Genomic DNA, 24045 nt, shown 5'->3' on the forward strand with positions numbered 1-24045 from the left:
GGTCTTCGCCACCATGGCGCAGGCCGAGGAAATGAAGATGTCGGTGACGACCTCTTTCGCCAACTCCGGGCTGGCCGAGGTGCTGCTGCCCGAGATCGAAAAGGACACCGGCATCACCGTTCAGCTGCTGGTGGTGGGCACCGGCCAGGCCCTGAAGCTGGGCGCCGAGGGCGACGTGGACGCGGTGCTCGTGCATGCCAAGGCGGCCGAGGAGAAATGGCTGGCCGAGGGCAACGGCACCCATCGCCGCGAGATCATGTATAACGACTTCATCTTCGTCGGCCCGTCGGACGATCCGGCCGGCGCGGCCAAGGCCGACAAGGCCACCGGCGCGCTGCAGGCGATCGCGGCGGCCCAGGCGCCCTTCGTCAGCCGCGGCGACGACAGCGGCACGCACAAGATGGAGCTGAGCCTGTGGAAGGCCGCGGGCATCGAGCCGCAGGGCGACTGGTATCGCGCCGTGGGCCAAGGCATGGGTGCTGCGCTGAACACCGCCTCGGGCATGAACGCCTACATCATGTCGGACCGGGCGAGCTGGCTGAAATTCGCCAACAAGGGCGATCTGAAGCTGGTCTTCGAAGGCGACCCGGTGCTGTTCAACCAGTATGCCTTCCTGCCGGTGAACCCCGCGAAGCACCCGCATGTGAAGAACGACCTGGCCAACAAGCTGGAGGCCTGGCTGGTCAGTGACCGCGCCAAGGCGCTGATCGACGGCTACATGCTGAACGGCGAAAAGCTGTTCACCTTCAACGCCAAGGCCGAATAGGCCGCGGCCGAAGCGACGTGAAGAGGCGCCCGCCGGTCTCCGGCGGGCGCCTTTTCTATTCGTCGGGCATGGCGTGGATGGCGAATTGCTCCAGCCCGGCCTCGGAGGCCTCGATGAAGCGGTATTCCTCGCGCACGCCGGCCTCGGTCAGTTCGCGCCGCACGGTCAGCACCGTGTTGGGCGCGTGATCGGCGCACAGCTCGGCCATGTGGCGCAACTCCTCGGTGGCGACGGGCAGGGCGGCCTCGATCGAGGGCGCGCCGTAGACCTCCATGAAATGCCGGGCGAGGGCCTCGGCCAGCGCGTCGAACTCGGCCTGTTCGATGCGGGTCACGGCGACGAAGGTCGCCCGCCCGAAGGTCTCGATCCCCAGCCAGCCATTGGCGAAGGCCTGGCGCGCCTTGCCCACCAGGTCGGCCTCGGACCAGTTGGAGAATTCGAAGCCGCCGCTGATCGCCCATTCGCCGGTGCGCGCGGGCGAATGGAACACGTTGCGGTCGCTTTCGTCGAAATGGATGGCGCGCGCCAGAAGCATGGGCTCAGACCTCTTCCAGAAGGGTTGTCAGCGGGATCAGGCGGGTGGCGCCGGTGGTGGGCTTGAGCACCATGCCGAAATCCTCGTCCACGCCGAGGAAGGTGCCCTCGGCGCGTTCGCCCGTCAGCGGCACGGATATGTCCTCGCCCAGTTTCCAGACCAGCCCGCGCCATTCGCGGTAGAGATTGGCGCGGCCGCTGCCGCTGTCCAGCTCGTGCAGCCAGACCAGGCTGTGGCGGGCCCAGCCCTCCAGCAGGGCCAGCGGATCGATATCCCCGCAGCCCTCCTGAGCCAGCGCCGTCCAGTCGGGGGTCTGGCCCGGCTCCAGCAGCTCGGCATCGGGCAGGGAGAGGGTCAGCTCCAGCCCGATCACGATCCAGTCGGGCGTGGCGCCGGGGGCGCGGGTGCTGGCCGCGACATGCAGCCCGCCGCAATGCCCGCCGTTCAGCCGGATGCCGCCGGTCCATTCCAGGTGCACGGCGGTCTCGGGCGGGGCCAGGACGCCGAGCGCGTTCTGCAGGCCCACGCCGCAGGCGCAGAACGCGGCCATGGCGCTGTGCAGCGGCTCCTCGGGGGCCAGCACCAGCGCCGCGCGCAGCCGCTCGTCGGTCAGCGACCAGGGCAGCAACCCTGCATCGGTGCCGCGCGCGGCCTCGGTGCAGGCGATGGTGAAGGGGTTGGCCGGCCCTGCGGCCAGCCCCTTCATCAGCGGTGGGAACTGGGGCGTCAGGATGGTCATGCCCGCCCCTCGGCCACCAGCCTGCGGGCGAGATCGCGGAACGCCTGCGCCTGCGGCGCGTTCGGCTGCGACACCACGATCGGCGCGCCGCCGTCGGCGGCGGTGCGGATGTCGATATGCAGCGGGATCTCGGCCAGCAGCGGCACGCCCAGCTTCTCGGCCTCGGCGGCCACGCCGCCGTGGCCGAAGATGTGCTCGGCGTGGCCGCAGTTGGAGCACACATGCACGCTCATGTTCTCGATCAGCCCGATGATCGGGGTCTTGAGCTTGTTGAACATGTCGATGCCCTTGCGCGCGTCCAGCAGCGCCACGTCCTGCGGGGTGGAGACCACGATCGCGCCGTCGAGATGGGTCTTTTGCGCCAGCGTCATCTGCACGTCGCCGGTGCCCGGCGGCAGGTCGACGATCAGCACGTCGAGCGCCCCCCACTGCACCTGGAACAGCATCTGCTGCAGCGCGCCCATCAGCATCGGGCCGCGCCAGACGACGGCCTCGTCCTCCTGCGTCATCAGGCCCAGCGACATCAGCGTCACGCCGTGGTTGCGCAGCGGCAGGATGGTCTTGCCGTCGGGCGAGGCCGGCCGGCCCGACACCCCCAGCATGCGCGGCTGCGAGGGGCCGTAGACATCTGCGTCCAACAGCCCCACCTTGCGGCCCTCGGCGGCCAGCGCGCAGGCCAGGTTGGCCGAGACGGTGGATTTGCCCACGCCGCCCTTGCCCGATGCGATCGCGATGATCCGGTCGACGCCGGGCACCTTTTCCGGGCCCGAGGGCTTGGCGTGGCCACCCAGCTTCAGTTCGGGCGGCTTGGGGGCGGCGGCGTGGGCGGTCATCACCACCGAGACCGTCGCCACGCCGGGCAGGGCCGTGACCCGCGCCTCGGCCTCGGCGCGGGCGGGTTCCATCCTGGCGGCGCGCGCCGGATCGATCTCGAGGACGAAGCGCACGGCCTCGCCCTCGACGGTCAGGGCGCGGACCATGCCGGCGGTGACGATATCCTTGCCGCCGACCGGGTCGATGACCTCGCGCAGGGCGGCCAGAACGGTTTCGCGGGTTGCGCTCATGCTGCCGGGCCCTTGATCTCGCCTTCGACCACATGCTGCATGTCCAGATCCTCGATGGTCAGGACCATGCGGACCTTGTGGCCCTTGCCGGCGGCGCCGGCCCCGGCCTTGCGCATCGCCTCTTCGATCGCCTGCTGCGAGGTGACGCCGACCTGCTTCAGGAACTTGCGCAGCGACATGTTGAATTCGTCATCCATGGGAGACTCCTGTGATTGCTGTTGGTGATTGACCGCCGTGCAGCGGCGCCCCTAGCATGGCACGATGCACAGGGTAATCGCAAAACTTGCCGGGCTGACATTGCTGATGCTGTCCGCCCTTCCCAGCCGCGCCGAAGAGGCGCGGCAGTTCCGTCTGAGCGTGCCGGCGGAGGTCGCCGAGAGCGGGCTGATGGATTATCTCCTGCCGCGCTTCGCGCTCAAGACCAGCCGCCGGGCCGAACTGGTCGGCGGCGGCGCCGCCGACGCGGTGATCAGCGCCGATCCGCAGGCCGGAACGGCGGTGATGGCGCGGGCAGGCACCGTCTACGCGCTGCGCCTGACCGGCGAGAACGCCGCCGCGCGCCGCTTCGCCGACTGGCTGAGCTCCGATGTGGGGCAGCGTACCATCGCGGCCTTCGAGCCGGAGCAGGGCGCGCCCTTTGCCGCCGCGCGGCAGCAGCAGGCCGGGCCGGCCCCGGCCCTCGACGGCGACCCGGCGCTGGGCCGCGAGGTCGCGCTGCGGCACTGCGCGCGCTGCCACCGAACCCACGACGACGACCGCAGCAGCGGCATCGGCTCGACCCCGTCCTTTCCGGCGCTGCGGGCGCTGCCCGACTGGGCCGACCGCTTCACCGCGTTCTACGTTCTGAACCCCCATCCCGCCTTCCTGCGGGTCGAGGGCATCAGCCCGCCCTTCGATCCGACGCGGCCGCCGGCGATCATCCCCGTCGAGCTGACGCTCGAGGAGGCCGAGGCGCTGATGGCCTATGCCGCGTCGGTCGCGCCAGCGGATCTGGGGGCCGAGATCGTGCATCAGTGATCGCGGCGCCGGCTGAGGTAATCCTCGGTCGTGCGCACGCGGGGACGCTCGCCGCCCGAGAACGGGTTGTTCTCGCCGTGATACTGCGCCTTGATGCGGCAGTCGTCGCACATCTGGATCAGCCGCCCCGCGCCGTTGCCGGTGAACATCGCGTGCTTGCCCTCCAGCTTCTCCAGGATGCGCTCGACCGTCGATTTCACGCCGAAGGGCGCGCCGCATTCGATGCAGCAGAACGGCTCTTCCTCGTTCAGGACCTTCTGCGACATCACCGCGTCGCTGGGGTCGAAGCGCGGCTCCAGCGCGATCGCGGTTTCCGGGCAGACGGTGGCGCAGATGCCGCATTGCAGGCAGGCATCCTCCTGAAAGCGCAGCTGTGGCTTGTCCGGGTTGTCGAGCAGCGCGCCCGACGGGCAGAGCGAGACGCAGGACAGGCACAGCGTGCATTTGTCGGTGTCGACCAGCACCGCGCCATAGGGGGCGCCCTGCGGCAGCGGCACGGGCGCGTCGCGCCCCGGCATCAGCGCCTTGGCGGCCAGCCGCGCCACCTGCCTCCGGCCGCCCATCAGCAGGACGGGGGAGACGTCGGTCGGGCGGGCGGTGCCGGAATGGAGCGCGGCGCTCATCGCGTCGGGCGTGTCCACGTCCAGGAGGGCGAGGCGGTCCTCGCCGCCCATGGCCGCGGCCAGCGCGATCTCGGCCGCGATCGGGTCGCGCTCGGTGCGGGGGCTGGGCAGCACGGTCACGCCGGCAAAACCCGAGGCGAGCGCGGCCAGCATCTCGGCGTGGCCGAAGCCGGCCAGCGCCGGCACCGCGAGCGGGATCACGTCGGCCGGCAGGCCCCGGCCGAAGCGGGCCGAAAGGCCGATCATCTCGGCGCCGTGGGTCTCGTCATGCACCAGCAGGCGCGGCGCCGCGCCGCCGGCGGCCAGATAGGCCTCGGCCAGGGTGCGGATGCGGGTCATGAGGTGGGACACGGGCGGCGCGTCATACTTGATCGCGCCCGAAGGGCAGAGCGAGGAGCAGGCGCCGCAGCCCGCGCAGATCATCGGATCGACCTCGACATGGTCGCCATCGGGGAAGATCGCGCCGGTCGGGCAGATGTCGAGGCAGCGCGTGCAGCCGACCTGCCCGGCCCGCGAATGGGCGCACAGGTGCTGTTCCAGGGACAGGTGCAGGGTCTTCTCAAACGTGCCCACCATCTGCGCCGCCTCGAACACAGCCTGCGCCACCGCGCCGGCGCTGCCGGGATCGGCGCGCAGGTAGCCGTCGCGCTTGTGCGGGGCGGGGAAGAGCGGCGTGGCGCCGGCGAGGTCCAGGATCACGTCGCAGCGGGTCTCAGCCCCGTCGCGCGGGGATGTCAGGGCAAAGCCGCCGCGCCCGCCGGGATCGAGCATCCGCAGCGCGTCGAGGCGCAGGGTGAAGTTGCCGAGGCTGCCCTGCGCGCGCTTCAGGCGGCCCGCGATCACCTCGTAGCGGCGCGTCAGCGGCAGGTCGTCGTCGCCCTCCGGCAGCAGCACGGTCACGGCCAGCGTGTCGGCCAGGCGCTCGGCTGCGGGCAGGGCCACGTCGGCGCGGCCGATGATCAGGCAGGTGCCCTCGGAGGCGACGTCGATGGTCTTTTCGGGCGGGGCGGGCAGTTGCGCCTCGGCGATCAGGGCAGCCATTTTGGCCGTGGCATCACCGCCGCCGCCCCAGCCGGCGCGATCGCGGATGTCGACGCAGAGCGGCGCGTCCATCCCCAGGTCCTCGGCCAGCTCCTCGAAGCGCGGGGCCTCCTGGGCGCAGGCGATCACCGCCTCGCCGCCCGCAATGGCCTTCGCCGCGCTCTCGATTTCGCGGGTGCACAGCGCGTTGTGCACGCGCGAGCAGGGCAATCCCGTCGCGGCGCTCAGGGCCTCGGCATCGAGGGCCTGAGTCCCAAGACAGTTGCATAAAATCAATTGCTTAGCCATTGATCCCCTCCCCGGACGCGGTGACTTGCCTGTAACGCATGGCGCTGATGCGGCGCGATGCTAGGCACGAAACGAGTCGAGCCGTAAAGCAGAAATGGGATGATTCGCCCAATTTCCCAGCGAAAAATAACCGACGAAAATAGGTGGTTGCTCGGCATTTGGACAATTCGTCCTTGCGGCAAATTGCTGCAAATCCCGAAGTGGACATTTTGTCCAGTCCTTGGGCGTTCAGACGAAAAATCCGGCGATTCGAAAAAAATCCTGTTGGCGGCCGGCTCGGGATGACGGCAGGCTCATCTGAACAGCGCGCGAACGTGCAGGCACGACGGGGGAGGTCACCAAGACGAATGGCGGTAATCTGCGAATCCATGCCTCTGGGCATCGTCGTCCGGAAGACTCCGGGCGTGACCCGTTGGCAGAAATGGTCGTGGAAGGTCGTCGCCGTTCTGCCCGGTGCCGGCCCCGCCGACTGGCGCGAATTGCGGCGCGAGGGCGAAGCGGTGGAATACCACGCCGCGACGCTGACCCTGCATCTCTATTCCTCGGATACCGACGCCTATCTGGTGGCGCTCTCGGCCAAGACGCCGGGCCTCTACGTCATCATGAGCGAGGACACCGATCCCGACGCGGACATGCCCTGGCGTCCCGACCTGGTGACAGCCTCGGCCTATGAGGGCCAGGGCTACGCCGAAAGCGGCGGGCGGCTGGTGGAGCTGGTGCCGATGCCCCTCGGCCTGATCGGCTGGGTGCGCGATTTCGTGGCCGAGCACCATGTCGAGACCCCCTTCATCAAGCGCAAGCGCGACCGCAAGCGTGTGGACCTGGTCGAGGATGGCAAGGGCGATCCGCGGATCCGCCAGGCCAGCGACGTCTACCGCGCCCCGGGCGGCCTGTCGCGGGGAGACGCGTGATGGCGCAACTGCGGGAGGCGGGGGATTTCTGGTCGCGCCGGCGCGCGGCCGTCCGTGCCGAGGAGGAGGCCGAGGCCGAAACGCTGCGCGCCGCCGAGCAGGCGCTGGCCGAGGAAGAGCGCGCCCGCGCCGAGGCCGAGAAGACCGATGCCGAGCTGCTGGAAGAGCTCGGCCTGCCCGATCCCGACACGCTGCGGCCCGGCGACGATTTCGCCGCTTTCATGCAGCGCGCCGTGCCGGAGCGGCTGCGCCGCCGCGCGCTGCGCAAGCTGTGGACCTCGAACCCGGTGCTGGCCAATCTCGACGGGCTGGTCGATCACGGCGAGGATTTCACCGACGCCGCCACCGTGACGCCCGACCTGCGCACCGCCTACGAGGTGGGCCGGGGCATGTATGAGCATGTCCGCAGCCTTGCCGCGCAGGCGCTGGAGGGCGCGCAGGAAGAAGCTGCCGCCGCCCCGGATGAGGCCGCCCCCGAGGCGCCCGAAGCCGAGACCGTGGAGGCCGCGGCAGAGCCCGCCGCGCCCCGCCTGCGCGAAGTCGCCGAATACGAGACCGCGGTCGAGGACATGAGCGAGGCGGCCGAGCCCGCCCCGCTGCCCCGCCGCCACATGCGCTTCGCCTTTGATAGCTGACCGAGGAAGGACCGGACTTAGATGACACAGGCCGCCCAAACGGACGTGACGATCCCCGAAGAGGACAAGCTGCGCGCGGATCTCTATGATTTCCTGGCGGCCCTTCTGGCCGGCCCGCCGTCGCGCGGGCTGCTGGGGCAGGCCGCGCGGCTGACCGGCGACGGCTCGCTCCTGGGGCAGGCGATCACCACGCTGGCCAAGCTGGCCGGGGCCACGACGGAGCAGGGCGCAGAGCGCGAGTTCAACGACCTCTTCATCGGCATCGGCCGGGGCGAGCTGGTGCCCTATGCCAGCTATTACATGACCGGTTTCCTGAACGAGAAACCGCTGGCCGCGCTGCGTGCCGACATGGCCGCCCGCGCGATCAAGCGGGCGCCGAATGTCTATGAGCCGGAGGACAACATCGCCAGCCTGATGGAGATGATGGCCGGCCTGATCGAGGGCCGCTTCGGCGCGCCGGCGACGCTGGAGCAGCAGCGCGAGTTCTTCAACCGCCACATCGGCCCCTGGGCCGGGCATTTCTTCAGCGATCTCGAAGGGGCCAAGACCTCGGTCTTCTACACGCCGGTGGGCACCGTCGGCCGGCTCTTCATGGAGATCGAGCGCGAGGCATTCCGGATGGCCGGAAGCTGACAACACGCCTGCGGGCCCCGCGCGGGCCCGGGGCACCGGGGCAGGGAGGGCCTGCCGGACAATGAGGAAGGAAAACGAAGATGGCTGAGACATCCAACAGCGAAAAGACAAACCGCCGCGACTTTCTCAAGTTCGCGGCCACCTCCGCGCCGGCGGCCGTTGCGGCCGTTGCGGTCGGCAGCACCGAGGCCGCAGCCGCGACCGAAGCGCAGACCGGCACCAGCGGCCTGAAGGACACCGCGCAAACCCGCGCCTATTACAACTCGGCCCGGTTCTGAGGCCAGATCTGCTCCCCGGCGGACAGGGGGGCGAGACCAAGCAAGCGCACCGGTGCGGGGCACCGTGCAAGCAAGGGAGAGAATGATGCTCAGGAAGAAGACAAGCGGGGTTGCGCGCAGCGCGCATCGTACGCCGCTGCTATCCACCGTCGCCGAGAAAACCGTTGACCGCCGCGCCTTCCTGCGCGGCTCGGGTCTGGCCATCGGCGGCCTGACCGCGCTGGGCGTGACGGGCGGTACCGTGACCCGCGCCGAGGCGCAGGAGGCCGTGACCCGCGCCGTGGACACGGTGAAGTCGATCTGCACCCACTGCTCGGTGGGCTGCACCGTCATGGCCGAGGTGGATAACGGCGTCTGGATCGGGCAGGAGCCCGGCTATGACAGCCCCTTCAACCTGGGCAGCCACTGCGCCAAGGGCGCCTCGGTGCGCGAGCACGCGCATGGCGAGCGCCGCCTGAAATACCCGATGAAGAAAGAGGGTGGCGAGTGGAAGCGGATCAGCTGGGATCAGGCGATCAACGAGATCGGCGACAAGATGCTGCAGATCCGCGACGAAAGCGGCCCGGACAGCGTCTACTGGCTGGGCTCGGCCAAGCATAGCAACGAACAGGCCTACCTGTTCCGCAAGTTCGCCGCCTACTGGGGCACCAACAACGTGGACCACCAGGCGCGGATCTGCCACTCGACCACCGTGGCGGGCGTGGCGAACACATGGGGCTACGGCGCCATGACCAACAGCTACAACGACATCCACAACTCCAAGGCCATCTTCATCATCGGCGGCAACCCGGCCGAGGCGCACCCGGTCTCGCTGCTGCACGTTCTGAAGGCCAAGGAAGAGAACAACGCGCCGCTGATCGTCTGCGACCCCCGCTTCACCCGCACCGCGGCCCATGCCGACGAATATGTGCGCTTCCGTCCGGGCTCGGACGTCGCCCTGATCTGGGGCATCCTGTGGCACATCTTCGAGAACAGCTGGGAAGACCGGGAGTTCATCCGCACCCGTGTCTGGGGCATGGACCAGATCCGGGACGAGGTGAAGAAGTGGACCCCCGAGGAGACCGAGCGCGTGACCGGCGTGCCGGGCAGCCAGCTTGAGCGCGTGGCGCGCACCCTGGTCAACAACCGTCCCGGCACCGTGATCTGGTGCATGGGCGGCACCCAGCACACCAACGGCAACAACAACACCCGCGCCTACTGCATCCTGCAGCTCGCGCTGGGCAACATGGGCGTGTCGGGCGGCGGCACCAACATCTTCCGCGGCCACGACAACGTGCAGGGCGCGACCGACCTCGGCGTGCTCAGCCACGACCTGCCGGGCTACTACGGCCTGTCCGAAGGGGCCTGGGGCCACTGGTCGCGCGTCTGGGGCGAGGATCTGGATTGGCTCAAGGCCCGGTTCTACACCGAGAAGGATGCGGACGGTAAGGACGTCAACCTGATGAACCGCACCGGCATCCCGGTGTCGCGCTGGATCGACGGCGTTCTCGAGGACAAGGAGAACATCGATCAGCCCGACAACGTCCGTGCGATGGTTCTGTGGGGGCATGCGCCGAACTCGCAGACCCGCATGACCGAGATGAAGACGGCGATGGAAAAGCTGGACATGCTGGTCGTGGTCGATCCCTATCCGACCGTCTCGGCCGTGCTGCATGACCGCACCGATGGCGTCTACCTGCTGCCGGCCGCGACCCAGTTCGAGACCCGCGGTTCGGTCACCGCGTCGAACCGGTCGATCCAGTGGCGCGACCAGATCTTCGAACCGCTGTTCGAATCCAAGCCCGACCATGTGATCATCGCGAAATTCGCCAACAAGTTCGGTTTCGCCGACCGCATTTTCCGCAACATCGAAATGGAAGATGCCGAGACCCCGAATGTCGAGAGCGTCCTGCGCGAGATCAACCGGGGCATGTGGACCATCGGCTATACCGGCCAGTCGCCGGAGCGGCTGAAGCTGCACATGGCCAACCAGCACACCTTCGACAAGACCACGCTGCGCGCGGTGGGCGGCCCGGCCGACGGCGACTACTACGGTCTGCCGTGGCCCTGCTGGGGCACCGCCGAGCTCAACCATCCCGGTTCGCCGAACCTCTACGACATCAACAAGCCGGTCAAGGACGGCGGCCTGCCGTTCCGCGCCCGCTACGGTGTCGAGCGTGACGGCCAGAACCTGCTGGCCGAGGGCGTGTCCAACCCGGGTGCCGAGATTCAGGACGGCTATCCCGAGTTCACCATGCAGATGCTGATGGACCTGGGCTGGGACGGTGACCTGACCGACGAGGAGCGCGCCACCATCGACGCGATCGCCGGGCCCAAGACCAACTGGAAGACCGACCTGTCGGGCGGCATCCAGCGGGTCGCGATCAAGCATGGCTGCGCGCCCTACGGCAACGCCAAGGCCCGCACCGTGGTGTGGACCTTCCCGGACCCGGTGCCGCTGCACCGTGAGCCGCTCTACACCAACCGCCGCGACCTGGTGGCCGACTATCCGACCTACGAGGACCGGAAGTTCTACCGTCTGCCGACGCTTTATGCCTCGATCCAGAAGCAGGACTTCAGCCAGGAATACCCGATCATCCTGACCTCGGGGCGCCTGGTGGAATACGAGGGCGGCGGCGACGAGACCCGCTCGAACCCCTGGCTGGCCGAACTCCAGCAGGACATGTTCGTCGAGATCAACCCGCGCGACGCCAACAATCTGGGTGTCCGCGACGGGGCGCAGGTCTGGGTCGAAGGCCCGGAAGGCGGCAAGGTCAAGGTGATGGCGATGGTCACCGAGCGGGTGGGGGCGGGCGTTGCCTTCATGCCCTTCCACTTCGGCGGGCATTTCCAGGGCAAGGACCTGCGGGACAAGTATCCCGAGGGCGCCGATCCCTATGTCCTGGGTGAATCCACCAACACCGCACAGACCTACGGCTACGACTCGGTCACCCAGATGCAGGAGACCAAGGCCACCCTCTGCAAGATCAGCGCAGCATAAGGAGTCAACAGAATGGCACGAGCTAAATTTCTCTGCGACGCCGAGCGCTGCATCGAGTGCAACGCCTGCGTCACCGCCTGTAAGAACGAGCACGAGGTGCCGTGGGGCATCAACCGCCGACGGGTGATCACCATCAACGACGGCACCCCGGGCGAGCGGTCGATCTCGGTCGCCTGCATGCACTGCTCGGATGCGCCGTGCATGGCGGTCTGCCCGACCGACTGCTTCTACCAGACCGAGGAGGGCATCGTCCTGCACTCCAAGGATCTGTGCATCGGCTGCGGCTATTGCTTCTACGCGTGCCCCTTCGGCGCGCCGCAATACCCGCAGGCGGGCAATTTCGGATCGCGCGGCAAGATGGACAAGTGCACCTTCTGCGCCGGCGGCCCGGAAGAGGACCACTCCAACGCCGAGTTCTCGAAATACGGCCGCAACCGTATCGCCGAGGGCAAGCTGCCGATCTGCGCCGAGATGTGCTCGACCAAGGCGCTTCTGGCGGGCGACGGCGACGTGGTGTCGGCGATCTACCGCGAGCGCGTGGTCGCGCGCGGCTTCGGTTCGGGGGCCTGGGGCTGGGGCACCGCCTACGAGCAAAAGGCGAACTGAGCCCGCTCCTGACCGTGCGGCCGAAGGGAGGCGGCCGCACGGTTCTCCGACAAGCGCCCGCGGCGTCCTGCGCCGCGGGCGGATGTTCTTACTCCACGGGAAAATCGGTTATGGCGATCATCACGCAGAGACTGTTGGCTTTCATCGCGGCGCTGGGCCTCCTGCTGCTGCAGGGCACCGCCGTTCTGGCGCAGGAGGCGGCACCGGCCGATCCGCGCGCCGCGACGGGTGGGGCGCAGACGCTGGAAGACATCCTCGCGCGCCAGCGCGGCGAGAATGTGGACTATACCTTCCGCCGGGAGGCCATTGGCGACCCCGACCGCGCCGCGGCGATGACCGACCAGCTGGGCACGCTGGGCGGCGTTTCCGACCCCGAACTCTGGCGCGCCCTGCGCTATGGCTCGGCAAATGTCCAGGTGACGTCGCGCGGCCCGGCCGCCGAGGTGGTGATCCAGGACAGCGGCATGACCTGGCTGGCGTTCCGCGAGGGGCCGCTGTCCACCTATGGCGGCTACCTGCTGCTGGGGGTGCTGGGCGCACTGCTGCTGTTCTACCTCGTCCGCGGGCGCATCCGCATCGACGGCGAGAAGACCGGACGGACGATCCTGCGCTTCTCCTCGATCGAACGTTTCGCCCACTGGCTGCTGGCCGGTTCCTTCGTGCTGCTGGGGATCACCGGGCTGACGCTGCTGTTCGGGCGCAAGGCGCTGATCCCGCTGATCGGGCAGGCGGCCTATTCGCCCTACGCCAGCGCCGGCAAATGGGTGCACAACAACATCGCCTGGGCCTTCATGCTGGGGCTCGTGCTGGTCACGCTGTTCTGGCTGGTGCACAACATCCCCAACCGGCACGACCTGAAGTGGCTGGCCGTGGGCGGCGGGATCTTCTCCAAGAACGTTCACCCGCCGGCGAAGAAGTTCAACGCCGGGCAAAAGATCATCTTCTGGGGCGTGCTGGTGCTGGGCGTGTCGATCTCGGTCTCGGGGCTGTCGCTGCTGTTTCCGTTCCAGATGCCGCTCTTTGCGCTTACCTTTGAAAAGCTGAACGCGCTGGGCGTGCCGCAGATCCTGGGCATGGCCGATCTGCCGACCACCCTGCTGCCGCATCAGGAGATGCAGCTGGCGCAGCTGTGGCACGCGATCGTTGCCTTCGTCTTCATGGCGATCATCCTCGCCCATATCTATCTGGGCACCATCGGCATGGAGGGCGCCTTCGACGCCATGGGCACCGGCGAGGTTGACGAGCAATGGGCCAAGGAGCATCACGGGCTTTGGTTCGAGGAGGTCACCGGCAAGCCCGCCCATGACCACGACAAGACCAGCCATCCGGCCGAATGACGCTGCCGCCACCCAAGGGAAAGACACCGATGAAAAGCATGTATCTGGCATTCCTGGCCATCGCGGTCATTGCCGTGGCGGCCGACTTCTCGCTTCACCGGGCGGGGTTCTCCATCCAGGAGGTGACATCCGGGCCCGCGGTCCGGCTGGATTGACCTGACCCCGAGCGAGAGGCCACAATACACACATGAACCTCGCGGCGCAGACACCGCCCGACGGCCCGTCCGGGACGGGCCAGTCGCATATCGACCGCGCGATCCGGCACGTCTCGATCCTTGTGGTCGATGACGAGCCGGGGATGCGGAACTATCTGGTGCGCACCCTGCAACCCCGCTGCAAGCGGATCGAGGCCGCGGCCAGCGCCGAGGAGGCGTCGCAGCTGCTGGACAAGCAGCATTTCGACCTGGTGCTGCTGGACAACGTCATGCCCGGCCAGTCGGGGCTCGACTGGTTGAAGGAGCAGCGCCGCGTCGGCTTCTTCGCCGAGGCGATCCTGATGACGGCCTACGCCGATCTCGACACCGCCATCCAGGCGCTGCGGGTCGGGGCCTCGGATTTCGTGCTCAAGCCGTTCCGGTCGAACCAGATCCTGAACGTGATCAACCGCTGCATGGATCAGCGCTATCTGCGGCGCGAGAATTTCCTGCTGAAATACGAGCTGCAGGCCGATAACCTGGCCGCGCGCGGCCGCCTCATCGGCAAGTCGCCGGGGATCGAGGCGGTCCGACAGACCCTGGAAAAGGCCGCGCCCATGCCCACCCCGGTGCTGTTCACCGGCGCCAGCGGCACCGGCAAGGAGATCGCGGCGCGCACCCTGCACGCGATGTCGGACCGCGCCGACAAGCCCTTCGTTCCGATCAACTGCGCCACCGCCTCGCCCGACCGCATCGCCGCCGACCTGTTCGGCGAGCTGGGCCGGCCCTCGGGCGACGGGCTGCTGGTGCAGGCCTCGGGCGGGACGCTGTTTCTCGACGAGGTGGCCGAACTGCCGCTGACGGTGCAGGCCTCGCTGTTGCGGGTGATCGAGGACGGCTGCTTCCGCCCCGGCGGGGCCGAGCGCGAGGTGCCGCTCAACCTGCGCTTTGTCTTTGCCAGCAACGCCGACCTGGAAAAGGCGATGAAGGAGGGGCGGTTCCGTCCCGACCTCTATCACCGGATCAACGTGATCACGGTGCACATGCCGCTGCTGCGGGACCGGGTGGGCGACATCCCGGAACTGGCCGAGCTGTTCATGGGCAAGTTTTCGCGCCAGCTCGGCGTCACGCCGCTGCCGCTGTCCGAACAGGTGCTGTTCAACCTGGCGCGCTATGACTGGCCTGGCAACGTGCGCGAGCTGCGCAACCTGATCGAACGCTCGCTGATTTTGGGCGAGTTTCCACCCGAATTCGCCGGCTCCGCCGACGAGACCGGGGTCGAGCCGGTGGAATCGCTGCATGCGGTCGAGCGGCGCCACATCCTGACCGTGCTCGAGGCCTGCGGCGGCAACCGCGCCGAGGCCGCCCGCCGGCTGGGCGTGTCGCGCAAGACGATCGACCGCAAATGCGCGATGTGGAATGTCTGAGGCGCCGACGCGCCCGGTTGCCCTGCGCAACACGGTGCGCGCGCGCCTGCTGGCCATCGCGCTCCTGCCGGTCCTGATCCTTCTGCCGCTGTTGCTGGTGACCTCGGTCAAGAACTGGAGCCACCGTTTCGACGAGGTGCTGATCGCCAAGGTCGCCGGCGAGCTGACGGTGGCACACCAGCACCTCGCCGGGCTGATGGAGCGCCGCGGCGCCGAAATCTCCGCCCTCGGGCAGTCGGCCGTGTTCCAGCGCCTGAGCTCCGACAGCGCGAGCCTGAGCGATTTCCTCGAGGGGCAGCGCCTGAGGATGGGGCTGGATTTTCTCTACTTCGTGAATGCGGACGGCCAGACCGTTCTTGCCGGTCGCGCCGCGCCGCTGCGCAATCCGCGGGGCTGGCCGGTGGTGGCCACGGCGCTGTCCGGGCACCGGCAGACCGCGATCGACATCTTCGACGGCGAGGTTCTGGCCGCGCTGTCGCCCGACATGGCCGCGCAGGCCCGGCTGGAGCTGGTCCCCACCCGCGCCGCCGCCCCGACCGAGCGCACCGAGGAAACCCGCGGCATGGTGGTTCACGCCGCCGCGCCCGCGCCCGGCGGCGCGCTGGTGGGCGGGCTTCTGTTGAACCGCAACCTTGGGTTCATCGACGAGATCAACGAACTGGTCTACCCCGTGGGCAGCCTGACCGGGGGCAACCTGGGCACCGCCACGCTGTTTCTCGAGGATGTGCGCGTCTCGACCAATGTGCGCCTGTTCGAGAATGTTCGCGCGCTGGGCACGCGGGTCTCGGCCGAGGTGCGCCAGAAGGTGCTGACCGAGGGCAAGACCTGGCTGGCGCGCGCCTTCGTCGTGAACGACTGGTATATCTCGGCCTACGAGCCGATCCTCGACAGTTTCGGCAATCGCGTGGGGATGCTCTATGTCGGCTTCCTCGAGGCGCCGTTCCGGCAGGCGGAGCGGCGCACCCACCTGCTGATCGGCGGCAGTTTCCTGTTCGTGATGGTGCTGAGCGTGCCGATCCTGCTGGCCTTCGCGCGCGGGATTTTCAAGCCGCTGGAGCGGATGAACCGCGCCATCGCCAAGGTCGAGCTTGGCGATCTCGGGGCGCGCTCCAACATCAGGGGCCGCGACGACGAGATCTCGCGCCTGGCCGCGCATCTCGACAGCCTGCTCGATCAGTTGCAGGAACGCGACCGCCGGTTGCGCGACTGGGCCGAGGAACTGGAATCGCGCGTCGCCAGCCGCACCCGCGACCTGGAGGAGGCGAACCGCCAGCTGGAGATGACCTCGAAACAGCTGATCCTGTCGGAAAAGCTGGCGGCGCTGGGCGAGATAACGGCCGGCGTCGCGCATGAGATCAACAACCCGCTGGCAGTGATCCAGGGCAATCTCGACGTGATCCACGAGGATCTCGGCCCCGCGGCCGAGCCCCTGCGCACCGAGTTCACCCTGATTCAGGAGCAGATTCAGGCCATCAGCCTGCTGGTGACCAAGCTCTTGCGCTTCACCCGTCCCGAGGAGTTCGAGCAGGAGGGAGCCGGCCTCGACCCCGACCAGGCGGTGCGCAGCACCCTGCCGCTGGTTCAGCACATCCTGTCGAATTCCGACATCGAGCTGGTGCTGGATCTCGCCGCGGGCGGCGAGGTGGCGATGAACGAGACCGAGTTGCAGCAGGTGCTGGTCAACCTGATGATCAACGCCATCCAGGCCATGCCCGAGGGCGGCACGCTGAGCCTGCGCACCCGCTCCGACGAGGGGCGCCTCACGATCGAGGTGCTCGACACCGGAATCGGCATGGACGAGGAACTCCAGGCGCGGATTTTCGACCCGTTCTTCTCGACCAAGCGGAACGAGGGCACGGGGCTGGGCCTGTCGATCACCCGCGACCTGGTGCAGCGTGCGGGCGGCGACATCACGGTCGCCAGCGCGCCCGGACAGGGCTCCTGTTTCCGGATCCGGCTGCCGCTGTCCACGGACGCGGCGGGTTAGGGTCGGGACCCGTTAATCGGCTTGGGGCCGCCCGCTGCGGTTCTTCATGACTTCGGGCCAGGTCAGCGGATACACCCGCGCTTCGGCCCAGCAGGGCGCGATCCCGTTCCCCTGCGCGGCCGGGATGACCCCGGCCGGGGCCCGCACCCGCCGCCTGCGGGAGGATATCAACCGAACGGGTCTTCCGGATAGCCCACCCGCGCGAGGTAGAGCCCCTGCGGCGGGCAGACCGGCCCGCAGGCGGCGCGCGCGCGCGCCTCCAGCGCGGCTTTCACATCCTCCGGCGTCCAGGCGCCCGCGCCGACCCGCTCCAGCGTGCCGACGAAGCTGCGGACCTGGTTGTGCAGAAAGCTGCGCGCGCGGACATGGAAACGGAACTCGCGCCCCGAGGGGTAGTCCATCTCCTCGATCCGCAGCTCGTCCAGCGTCTTGACCGGCGAGTCCGCCTGGCAGATCGAGGCGCGGAAGGTGGTGAAATCGTGCCGGCCGAGCAGGTAGCGCGCGGCGCGCTGCATCGGCTCCAGCGCCAGCGGGTTCTGCACCTGCCAGACCTTGCCCGCGTCATGCACCACCGGCGCGCGGCGGGTGACGAGGCGGAAAAGATACTGCCGCTCCAGCGCCGAGAAGCGGGCATGGAAATCGTCCGCCACCCGCGCGCAGGCCACCACCGCCACCGGATGCGGCTTGAGGTGATAGTTCAGCGCCTCGGACAGGCGGAACGGGTCCCACTCCCTGGTCAGCTCGCAATGCGCGACCTGACCCAGCGCGTGGACCCCCGCATCGGTGCGGCCCGCGGCGGCGATCGAGGGCACGTCGCGCTCAAGCTTCGCCAGCGCGGCCTCGACCGCGCCCTGGACCGAGGGCTGGTCGGCCTGGCGCTGCCACCCGGCGAAGGGGGCGCCGTCATATTCCAGTTTCAACGCATAGCGGGGCATGGCCCCCCGATAGCGCGCGCGCGCTTGGCAATCAAGGCGTGCGGGAAATTCCCTTGTTCTCTTTGCCTTTGGCCGCCCCATGCTTATCTTGGGCCCGACAAGACATGAGGCGCATGTGGGCATTTCCGATATCGCAGACAGTTTGGTGCGCGGGGTCGAGGGCGTGGGCGACACCCTGTCCGAGACCTTTTTCGAGCCGGTCATCAGGCTGGGCGTGACCGGGCTGGCGCGTTCCGGCAAGACGGTGTTCATCACCTCTCTGGTGGCGAACCTGCTGGACCGCGGGCGCATGCCGCAGTTGCAGGCCGCCGCCGGGGGCGCAATCCGCAGCGCCTATCTCCAGCCGCAGCCCGACAACACCGTGCCGCGCTTCGACTACGAGGCGCATCTCGACGCGCTGACCGGCGACCATCCGCACTGGCCTGAAAGCACCCGCGCGGTGTCGGAGCTGCGGCTGTCGCTCAAGGTGCAGCCGACGGGGCTCTTGGGCGCGGTGTCGGGGCCGCGCACGGTGCATCTCGACATCGTCGATTACCCCGGCGAATGGCTACTGGACCTCGGGCTGATGGACAAGAGCTTTGCGGAGTGGTCGGCGGAGACGCTGAAACGCATCCGCCCGCGCCCCGCGGCGGCCGCGTTTCTGGCCGCCGCCGCGGCTGCCGATCCCGACGCCCCGCTGAACGAGCCCGCGGCCAAGGCCCTCGCCGCCGCCTATACCGACTACCTGATGCAGGCCCGCAAGGCGGGGTTCTACGACTGCACGCCGGGGCGCTTCCTGCTGCCCGGCGATCTGGCGGGCTCGCCCGCGCTGACCTTCGCGCCGCTGCCCCGGCCCGAGCGCCCCGCCCGCGGCGGCCTCTGGCGCGAGATGGAGCGGCGTTTCGATGCCTACAAGCGCGAGGTGGTAAAGCCGTTCTTCCGCGACCATTTCGCGCGCATCGACCGGCAGGTGGTGCTGGTCGATGCGCTGGGCGCGATCCATGCCGGCCCGCAGGCCACCGACGACCTGCGACGCGCGATGCGCGATATCCTGTCGGCCTTCCGGCCGGGGCGGAACGCGTGGCTCAGCCAGATCCTGCTGGGCAAGCGGGTGGAGCGCATCCTCTTCGCCGCCTCCAAGGCGGACCATTTGCACCACTCCCAGCACCCGCGCCTGACCGCGATCATGGAGGCGCTGCTGCGCGAGGCCCGCGACCGCGCCGATTTTGCGGGCGCACAGACCGCGGCCATGTCCATCGCCGCCCTGCGCGCCACGGTGGAGGAGACCATCGCGCATGGCGGGCGCGATCTGGACTGCGTGCGCGGCACGTTGCTGGAGACCGGAAAACAGGCCGCGCTCTACCCCGGCGCGCTGCCCGAGGATCCAGCGCGCATCCTGTCGGCGGCGCGGCAGGGGCAGGAGAGGTGGCTTGATGCCGATTACCGCATCATGCATTTCGCGCCCGCCCGGCTGAGCCTGAAACCGGGCGAAGGCCCGCCCCATATCCGCCTCGACCGGGCGGCGGAATTCCTGATCGGAGACCGGCTGAGATGACCCAGGGCCCCGTGCTGATCGACCTCGAAGGCGAACCCGCCGAAACCCCGTCCTCCGCGCCCCCCGTGCCGGAGTTGGAGGAGGCCCCCTCGGGTCAAGCCATGCAGACGCTGGCCGCGCTGGGCGCGCGCCGTCCCTCGCGGCTGGGGCGGTTCTTCTGGTCGAGCCTGGTGGCGCTGATCGGCTTCGCCGCTTCGGTCGCGGCGTGGGATTTGGTGACCGGGCTGCTGGCGCGCAACGCTGTGATCGGAACCGCGGCACTGGTGCTGCTGGCCGCCGTGCTGCTGGCGCTGGCGATGATCGGGCTGCGCGAGCTGTCGGCCTTCGCCCGGCTGCGCCGGATCGACACCGTGCAGAAGGCGGGCGCTGCGGCGCTGGTCTCTGGCGACCTGGGGCAGGCGCGGCAGGTGGTGGCGCGGCTGGAGCGCCTCTATGCCGCCCGCGACGAGCTGCGCTGGGGCCGCGAGCGGCTGGCCGAGCGGCAGGGCGACATGTTCGATGCCGACGGGCTGCTGGGGCTGGCCGAGGCGGAGCTGCTGGCGCCGCTGGACGCCGCCGCGCGGCGCGAGGTCGAAGGGGCGGCGCGGCAGGTGGCGACCGTCACCGCCCTGGTGCCGTTGGCGCTGGCCGATCTCTTCGCCGCGCTGAGCGCCAACCTGCGGATGATCCGCCGCATCGCCGAGATCTACGGCGGGCGGTCGGGCACGCTGGGCAGCTGGCGCATCACCCGCGCGGTGCTGACCCATCTGGTGGCCACCGGCGCGGTCGCGGTGGGCGACGACATGATCGAGCCGCTGATCGGCGGCGGGCTGGTGGGCAAGGTCTCGCGCCGCTTCGGCGAGGGGCTGGTGAACGGCGCGCTGACCGCGCGGGTGGGCGTCGCCGCGATCGAGGTCTGCCGGCCGCTGCCCTTCGTTCGGGCCAAGCGCCCCTCGGCCTCGCGGCTGGTGCAGCGGTCGCTGACGGGGCTGTTTTCGAAGGGTGCGGCCTAGCTCAAAGAAGCCGCGGCGGGCTGCCCGCGGGGCGGTCGCGATCGGCGATCGCGGCGCGCTGCCCGCGCCCGATGCGGTGGGCCAGCGCCGAGAACGCCGCCGCGGTCTCGGGCGGCAGATCGGCGGTGCGGAGGATGTGGTCGAACAGCCCCAGCCACAGCGCGAAATGATGCTCCCTGATCTCCGGCGCGGAGAGATGCGCGCGCATCGGGCTGCCGTCATAGCTGCGCTCATGCAGGATGGCGTTGCGCCAGAAGGCGGCGATCTTGGCCTCATGCGCGGGCCAGCCGCCGTCGGGCACATGGGCGGCGAAGATCGGCCCCAGTTCGGGGTGGCGCCGGATCGCGGCGTAGAAACGGCGCACCACGGTATCGATCTGCGCGGCCGTGATGTCGAAGCGCGGGGGAAGGGCGGTCATGGCGGCTCCTTTATCTGCATGGCAGATATATCTTTTCCGCCCCCGCGGCAAGCGCCCCCCGGCCACTGGACCCGGCCGCGCCCGCGGCGTATAAGCGCCCCATGATGACGCGCATTGCCATCATTATTCGAATTACCAGCCCGGCGCTCTGACCCAAGATGAGCCGCCGGGACAAGGCGTTTGAGCCCTCGCGCCGCCCCTTCTTCCAGACCTGACGATCTTTCAAGGACCACGCCCCATGTGTGCCGACACGCCCGACTACAAAGACACGCTGAACCTGCCCGAGACCGATTTCCCCATGCGCGCGGGCCTGCCCAAGCGCGAGCCCGAATGGCTGGAGCGCTGGGCCCGGATCGGCGTCTACGACCGGCTGCGCGAAAAGACGGGGCGCGCGCCCTTCATCCTGCATGACGGCCCGCCCTACGCCAACGGCCACCTGCATATCGGCCACGCGCTGAACAAGACGATCAAGGACATCATCGTGCGCTCGCACCAGATGATGGGCAAGGACGCCCGCTATGTGCCGGGCTGGGACTGCCACGGCCTGCCCATCGAATGGAAGATCGAGGAGCAGTACCGCGCCAAGGGCAAGAACAAGGACGAGGTGCCGGTCGTCGATTTCCGCCAGGAATGCCGCAAATTCGCGGCCGGCTGGGTGGACATCCAGCGCGAGGAGTTCAAGCGCCTGGGCGTCACCGGCAAATGGGACGATCCCTACCTGACGATGGATTTCCACGCCGAGCGCGTGATCGCCGAGGAATTCATGAAATTCCTGATGAACGGAACGCTCTACCAGGGCTCCAAGCCGGTGATGTGGTCGCCGGTGGAAAAGACCGCGCTGGCCGAGGCGGAGATCGAGTATCACGATCACCAGAGCCATACGATCTGGGTGCCCTTCGCGATCAAAGGTGCGACTGCTTCGGGCCAAGAAAGTCTCGAAGACTTGCTGCAAGCGCGCGTGGTGATCTGGACCACGACGCCCTGGACCATCCCCTCCAACAAGGCCGTCGCCTATAACCGGAAGATCGCCTACGGCCTCTACCGCGTGGACGCGACCGAAGAGGAAAGCTGGACCAAGGTGGGTGATCTTTACATCCTTGCCGATGCTCTGGCTGAAGAAACACTGGCAAAAGCTCGTGTTACAAGTTTCAAGAGAGTGCGAGGAGTAGATAGTAGTCAGGTTGGTGAGCTGATCCTTGAGCACCCCTTCGCGGGCCTCGACGGCGCCGACGGCTTCTGGGATTACGACGTGCCGATGATCGACGGCGACCATGTCACCGACGACGCCGGCACCGGCTTCGTCCACACCGCGCCCAGCCACGGCGCGGATGACTACGAATGTTTCGTCAAGCGCAACTGGCTGGACCGGATGACCCACAACGTGGGCGAGGAAAGCGAATTCCTGGCCCATGTGCCGTTCTTCGCCGGGCTCAAGGTGTTCGATCACAAGGGCAAGGAAGGCAAGGCCAACGCCGCCGTGATCGACAAGCTGGTCGAGGCGAAGGGCATCATCGCCCGCGGCCGCGTCAAGCACTCCTACCCGCATTCGTGGCGCTCGAAGGCGCCGGTGATCTTCCGCAACACGCCGCAATGGTTCGTCGCCATCGACCGCGAGGTCGGCGACGGGCAGGACGACTATGGCACCACGATCCGCAGCCGCGCGCTGACCTCGATCGACAAGCTGGTGAAATGGACGCCGCAGACCGGGCGCAACCGTCTCTATTCGATGATCGAGGCGCGGCCCGACTGGGTGCTGTCGCGCCAGCGCGCCTGGGGCGTGCCGCTGACCTGCTTCACCCGCAAGGGCGCGCTGCCCACCGACCCCGATTTCCTGCTGCGCGACGAGGCGGTGAACGCCCGGATCGCGGCGGCCTTCGAGGCCGAGGGGGCGGATGCCTGGTACAAGGATGGCGCCAAGGAGCGCTTCCTGGCCGACGACCACAACCCCGACGCCTATGAGCAGGTCCTCGACATTCTCGACGTGTGGTTCGATTCCGGCTCCACCCATTCCTTCGTGCTGCGCGACCGCGCGGACGGCTCCGAGGACGGCATCGCCGATGTCTACATGGAGGGCACCGACCAGCACCGCGGCTGGTTCCACTCCTCCATGCTGCAGGCCTGCGGCACGATCGGTCGCGCGCCCTATCGAAACGTGGTGACGCATGGCTTCACGCTGGACGAGAAGGGCAACAAGATGTCCAAATCGCTCGGCAACACCATCCTGCCCGAAGAGGTGATCAAGCAATACGGCGCCGATATCCTGCGGCTGTGGGTGGCCCAGACCGACTACACCGCCGACCAGCGGATCGGCCCGGAAATCCTGAAGGGGGTGGCCGACAGCTATCGCCGGCTGCGCAACACCATGCGCTTCATGCTGGGCTCGCTCGGCGATTTCCGCGAGGAACTGCGGGTCGCGCCCGCCGAGATGCCTGAGCTGGAGCGCTGGGTGCTGCACCGTCTGGCGGAACTGGATCACAAGGTGCGCACGGGCTATGCCGCCTATGACTTCCAGGGCGTGTTCCAGACGCTGTTCAATTTCGCCACGGTGGATCTGTCGTCCTTCTATTTCGACATCCGCAAGGACGCGCTTTACTGCGACGGCGACGACAGCCTGAACCGCCGCGCGGCGCTGACGGTGCTGGATATCCTGTTCCACCGCCTGACCACCTGGCTGGCGCCGATCCTGGTCTTCACCATGGAGGAGGTGTGGCTGTCCCGCTTCCCGGGCGAGGACAGCTCGGTCCATCTGGTGGACATGCCCGACACGCCCGCCGACTGGCTGGATGAGCCGCTGGCGGCGAAATGGGCCGGCATCCGGCAGGTGCGCCGCGCCGTGACCGCCGCGCTGGAGATCCAGCGCCGCGACAAGGTGATCGGCGCCTCGCTGGAGGCCGCACCCGTGGTGCATGTGGCCGATGGCGAGGTGCTGAAGGCGCTGCGTTCGGTCGATTTCGCGGATGTCTGCATCACGTCGGAAATCGTGCTGACTGGCGATCCCAGCCCGAACGAGGCCTTCCGCATGCCCGAGGTGCCGGGCGTGGGCGTGGTGTTCGAGAAGGCCGATGGCGGGAAATGCCAGCGCTGCTGGAAGATCCTGCCCGATGTCGGCAGCCATGCCCATCCGGGCACCTGCCGGCGCTGCAACGCCGCGCTGGACTGAGAGAT

General features: G+C 68.5%; 21 protein-coding genes. 14 read left to right on the forward strand and 7 right to left on the reverse strand.

Going from position 1 to position 24045, the window contains the following annotated elements; genetic code table 11:
• Positions 1–13 precede the first annotated feature (13 nt).
• The gene (locus KCI33_RS14425; protein WP_212525542.1) at positions 14–766 is read left to right on the forward strand and encodes a substrate-binding domain-containing protein; all 753 of its coding nucleotides are present in this window, start codon (positions 14–16) and stop codon (positions 764–766) included.
• A 55-nt stretch (positions 767–821) separates the two neighbouring features.
• On the opposite strand, the gene KCI33_RS14430 is transcribed toward KCI33_RS14425, so the two are convergent.
• The 4 genes from KCI33_RS14430 to KCI33_RS14445 are packed head-to-tail and all read right to left on the reverse strand — an operon-like array spanning position 822 to position 3301.
• Complete coding sequence (locus KCI33_RS14430; protein ID WP_212525503.1) at positions 822–1301, reverse strand: DUF6505 family protein; 480 nt, start codon at positions 1299–1301, stop codon at positions 822–824.
• A gap of 4 nt (positions 1302–1305) precedes the next feature.
• Positions 1306–2040 carry a biotin/lipoate--protein ligase family protein gene (locus tag KCI33_RS14435; protein WP_212525504.1) on the reverse strand — a complete coding sequence of 245 codons (735 nt, stop codon included), beginning with the start codon at positions 2038–2040 and terminating at the stop codon, positions 1306–1308.
• Positions 2037–3104 (reverse strand): Mrp/NBP35 family ATP-binding protein, encoded by a 1068-nt coding sequence (locus KCI33_RS14440; protein ID WP_212525505.1) that lies wholly within the window; start codon positions 3102–3104, stop codon positions 2037–2039. The genes KCI33_RS14435 and KCI33_RS14440 overlap by 4 nt, the downstream gene beginning before the upstream one ends.
• Positions 3101–3301: a DUF6494 family protein gene (locus KCI33_RS14445; protein WP_212525506.1), complete on the reverse strand. Its 201-nt coding sequence runs from the start codon at positions 3299–3301 to the stop codon at positions 3101–3103. The genes KCI33_RS14440 and KCI33_RS14445 overlap by 4 nt, the downstream gene beginning before the upstream one ends.
• 64 nt (positions 3302–3365) lie before the next feature.
• Between KCI33_RS14445 and KCI33_RS14450 the strand changes: the two genes are divergently transcribed.
• A complete protein-coding gene (locus KCI33_RS14450) occupies positions 3366–4121 on the forward strand; it encodes a cytochrome c (protein WP_212525507.1) in 756 nt (251 codons plus the stop codon).
• Here the strand turns inward: KCI33_RS14450 and KCI33_RS14455 are convergent.
• Entirely contained in the window at positions 4115–6073 is a 1959-nt protein-coding gene (locus KCI33_RS14455) for a 4Fe-4S binding protein (RefSeq protein WP_212525508.1), read from the reverse strand. The two genes, KCI33_RS14450 and KCI33_RS14455, sit on opposite strands and share 7 nt — an antisense overlap.
• A 368-nt stretch (positions 6074–6441) precedes the next feature.
• On the opposite strand from KCI33_RS14455, the gene KCI33_RS14460 reads away from it, so the two are divergent.
• From KCI33_RS14460 to KCI33_RS14500, 9 genes are all read left to right on the forward strand, one after another.
• On the forward strand, positions 6442–6984 hold the full coding sequence (locus tag KCI33_RS14460) for a DUF3305 domain-containing protein (RefSeq protein ID WP_212525543.1): 543 nt from the start codon (positions 6442–6444) through the stop codon (positions 6982–6984).
• A complete protein-coding gene (locus tag KCI33_RS14465; RefSeq protein ID WP_212525509.1) occupies positions 6984–7619 on the forward strand; it encodes a DUF3306 domain-containing protein in 636 nt (211 codons plus the stop codon). Before KCI33_RS14460 ends, KCI33_RS14465 begins: the two co-directional genes overlap by 1 nt.
• A gap of 21 nt (positions 7620–7640) precedes the next feature.
• Entirely contained in the window at positions 7641–8252 is a 612-nt protein-coding gene (locus KCI33_RS14470) for a molecular chaperone TorD family protein (RefSeq protein ID WP_212525510.1), read from the forward strand.
• An 80-nt stretch (positions 8253–8332) separates the two neighbouring features.
• Complete coding sequence (locus tag KCI33_RS14475; RefSeq protein ID WP_212525511.1) at positions 8333–8530, forward strand: ubiquinol-cytochrome c reductase iron-sulfur subunit N-terminal domain-containing protein; 198 nt, start codon at positions 8333–8335, stop codon at positions 8528–8530.
• Between the two features lie 85 nt (positions 8531–8615).
• The gene (locus tag KCI33_RS14480; protein WP_212525512.1) at positions 8616–11510 is read left to right on the forward strand and encodes a formate dehydrogenase subunit alpha; all 2895 of its coding nucleotides are present in this window, start codon (positions 8616–8618) and stop codon (positions 11508–11510) included.
• Between the two features lie 12 nt (positions 11511–11522).
• Positions 11523–12116 (forward strand): formate dehydrogenase FDH3 subunit beta, encoded by a 594-nt coding sequence (fdh3B, locus tag KCI33_RS14485; protein ID WP_212525513.1) that lies wholly within the window; start codon positions 11523–11525, stop codon positions 12114–12116.
• Positions 12117–12226: 110 nt separating this feature from the next.
• Positions 12227–13453, forward strand: coding sequence for a formate dehydrogenase subunit gamma (locus KCI33_RS14490; protein WP_212525514.1), 1227 nt, complete (start codon positions 12227–12229; stop codon positions 13451–13453).
• 187 nt (positions 13454–13640) lie between these two features.
• The gene (locus KCI33_RS14495) at positions 13641–15014 is read left to right on the forward strand and encodes a sigma-54 dependent transcriptional regulator (protein ID WP_212525515.1); all 1374 of its coding nucleotides are present in this window, start codon (positions 13641–13643) and stop codon (positions 15012–15014) included.
• Entirely contained in the window at positions 15007–17001 is a 1995-nt protein-coding gene (locus KCI33_RS14500) for a HAMP domain-containing sensor histidine kinase (protein WP_212525516.1), read from the forward strand. Before KCI33_RS14495 ends, KCI33_RS14500 begins: the two co-directional genes overlap by 8 nt.
• Before the next feature lie 167 nt (positions 17002–17168).
• Here the strand turns inward: KCI33_RS14500 and truA are convergent, their stop codons facing one another.
• Positions 17169–17936, reverse strand: a complete 768-nt coding sequence (gene truA / locus KCI33_RS14505; protein WP_212525517.1) for a tRNA pseudouridine(38-40) synthase TruA — start codon at positions 17934–17936, stop codon at positions 17169–17171.
• 115 nt (positions 17937–18051) lie between these two features.
• On the opposite strand from truA, the gene KCI33_RS14510 reads away from it, so the two are divergent.
• Both KCI33_RS14510 and KCI33_RS14515 read left to right on the forward strand, forming a co-directional pair.
• Entirely contained in the window at positions 18052–19470 is a 1419-nt protein-coding gene (locus KCI33_RS14510) for a YcjX family protein (RefSeq protein WP_212525518.1), read from the forward strand.
• Positions 19467–20462 (forward strand): TIGR01620 family protein, encoded by a 996-nt coding sequence (locus tag KCI33_RS14515; RefSeq protein WP_212525519.1) that lies wholly within the window; start codon positions 19467–19469, stop codon positions 20460–20462. Before KCI33_RS14510 ends, KCI33_RS14515 begins: the two co-directional genes overlap by 4 nt.
• Position 20463: 1 nt before the next feature.
• Here KCI33_RS14515 and KCI33_RS14520 read toward each other — a convergent pair whose 3' ends face one another.
• Complete coding sequence (locus KCI33_RS14520) at positions 20464–20880, reverse strand: group III truncated hemoglobin (RefSeq protein ID WP_212525520.1); 417 nt, start codon at positions 20878–20880, stop codon at positions 20464–20466.
• Between the two features lie 238 nt (positions 20881–21118).
• On the opposite strand from KCI33_RS14520, the gene ileS reads away from it, so the two are divergent.
• The gene (gene ileS / locus KCI33_RS14525; protein WP_212525521.1) at positions 21119–24040 is read left to right on the forward strand and encodes an isoleucine--tRNA ligase; all 2922 of its coding nucleotides are present in this window, start codon (positions 21119–21121) and stop codon (positions 24038–24040) included.
• Positions 24041–24045 lie beyond the last annotated feature (5 nt).

This window comes from Actibacterium sp. MT2.3-13A, assembly GCF_018139985.1.
In the GTDB taxonomy this organism is placed as follows: Bacteria; Pseudomonadota; Alphaproteobacteria; order Rhodobacterales; family Rhodobacteraceae; genus JAGSOU01.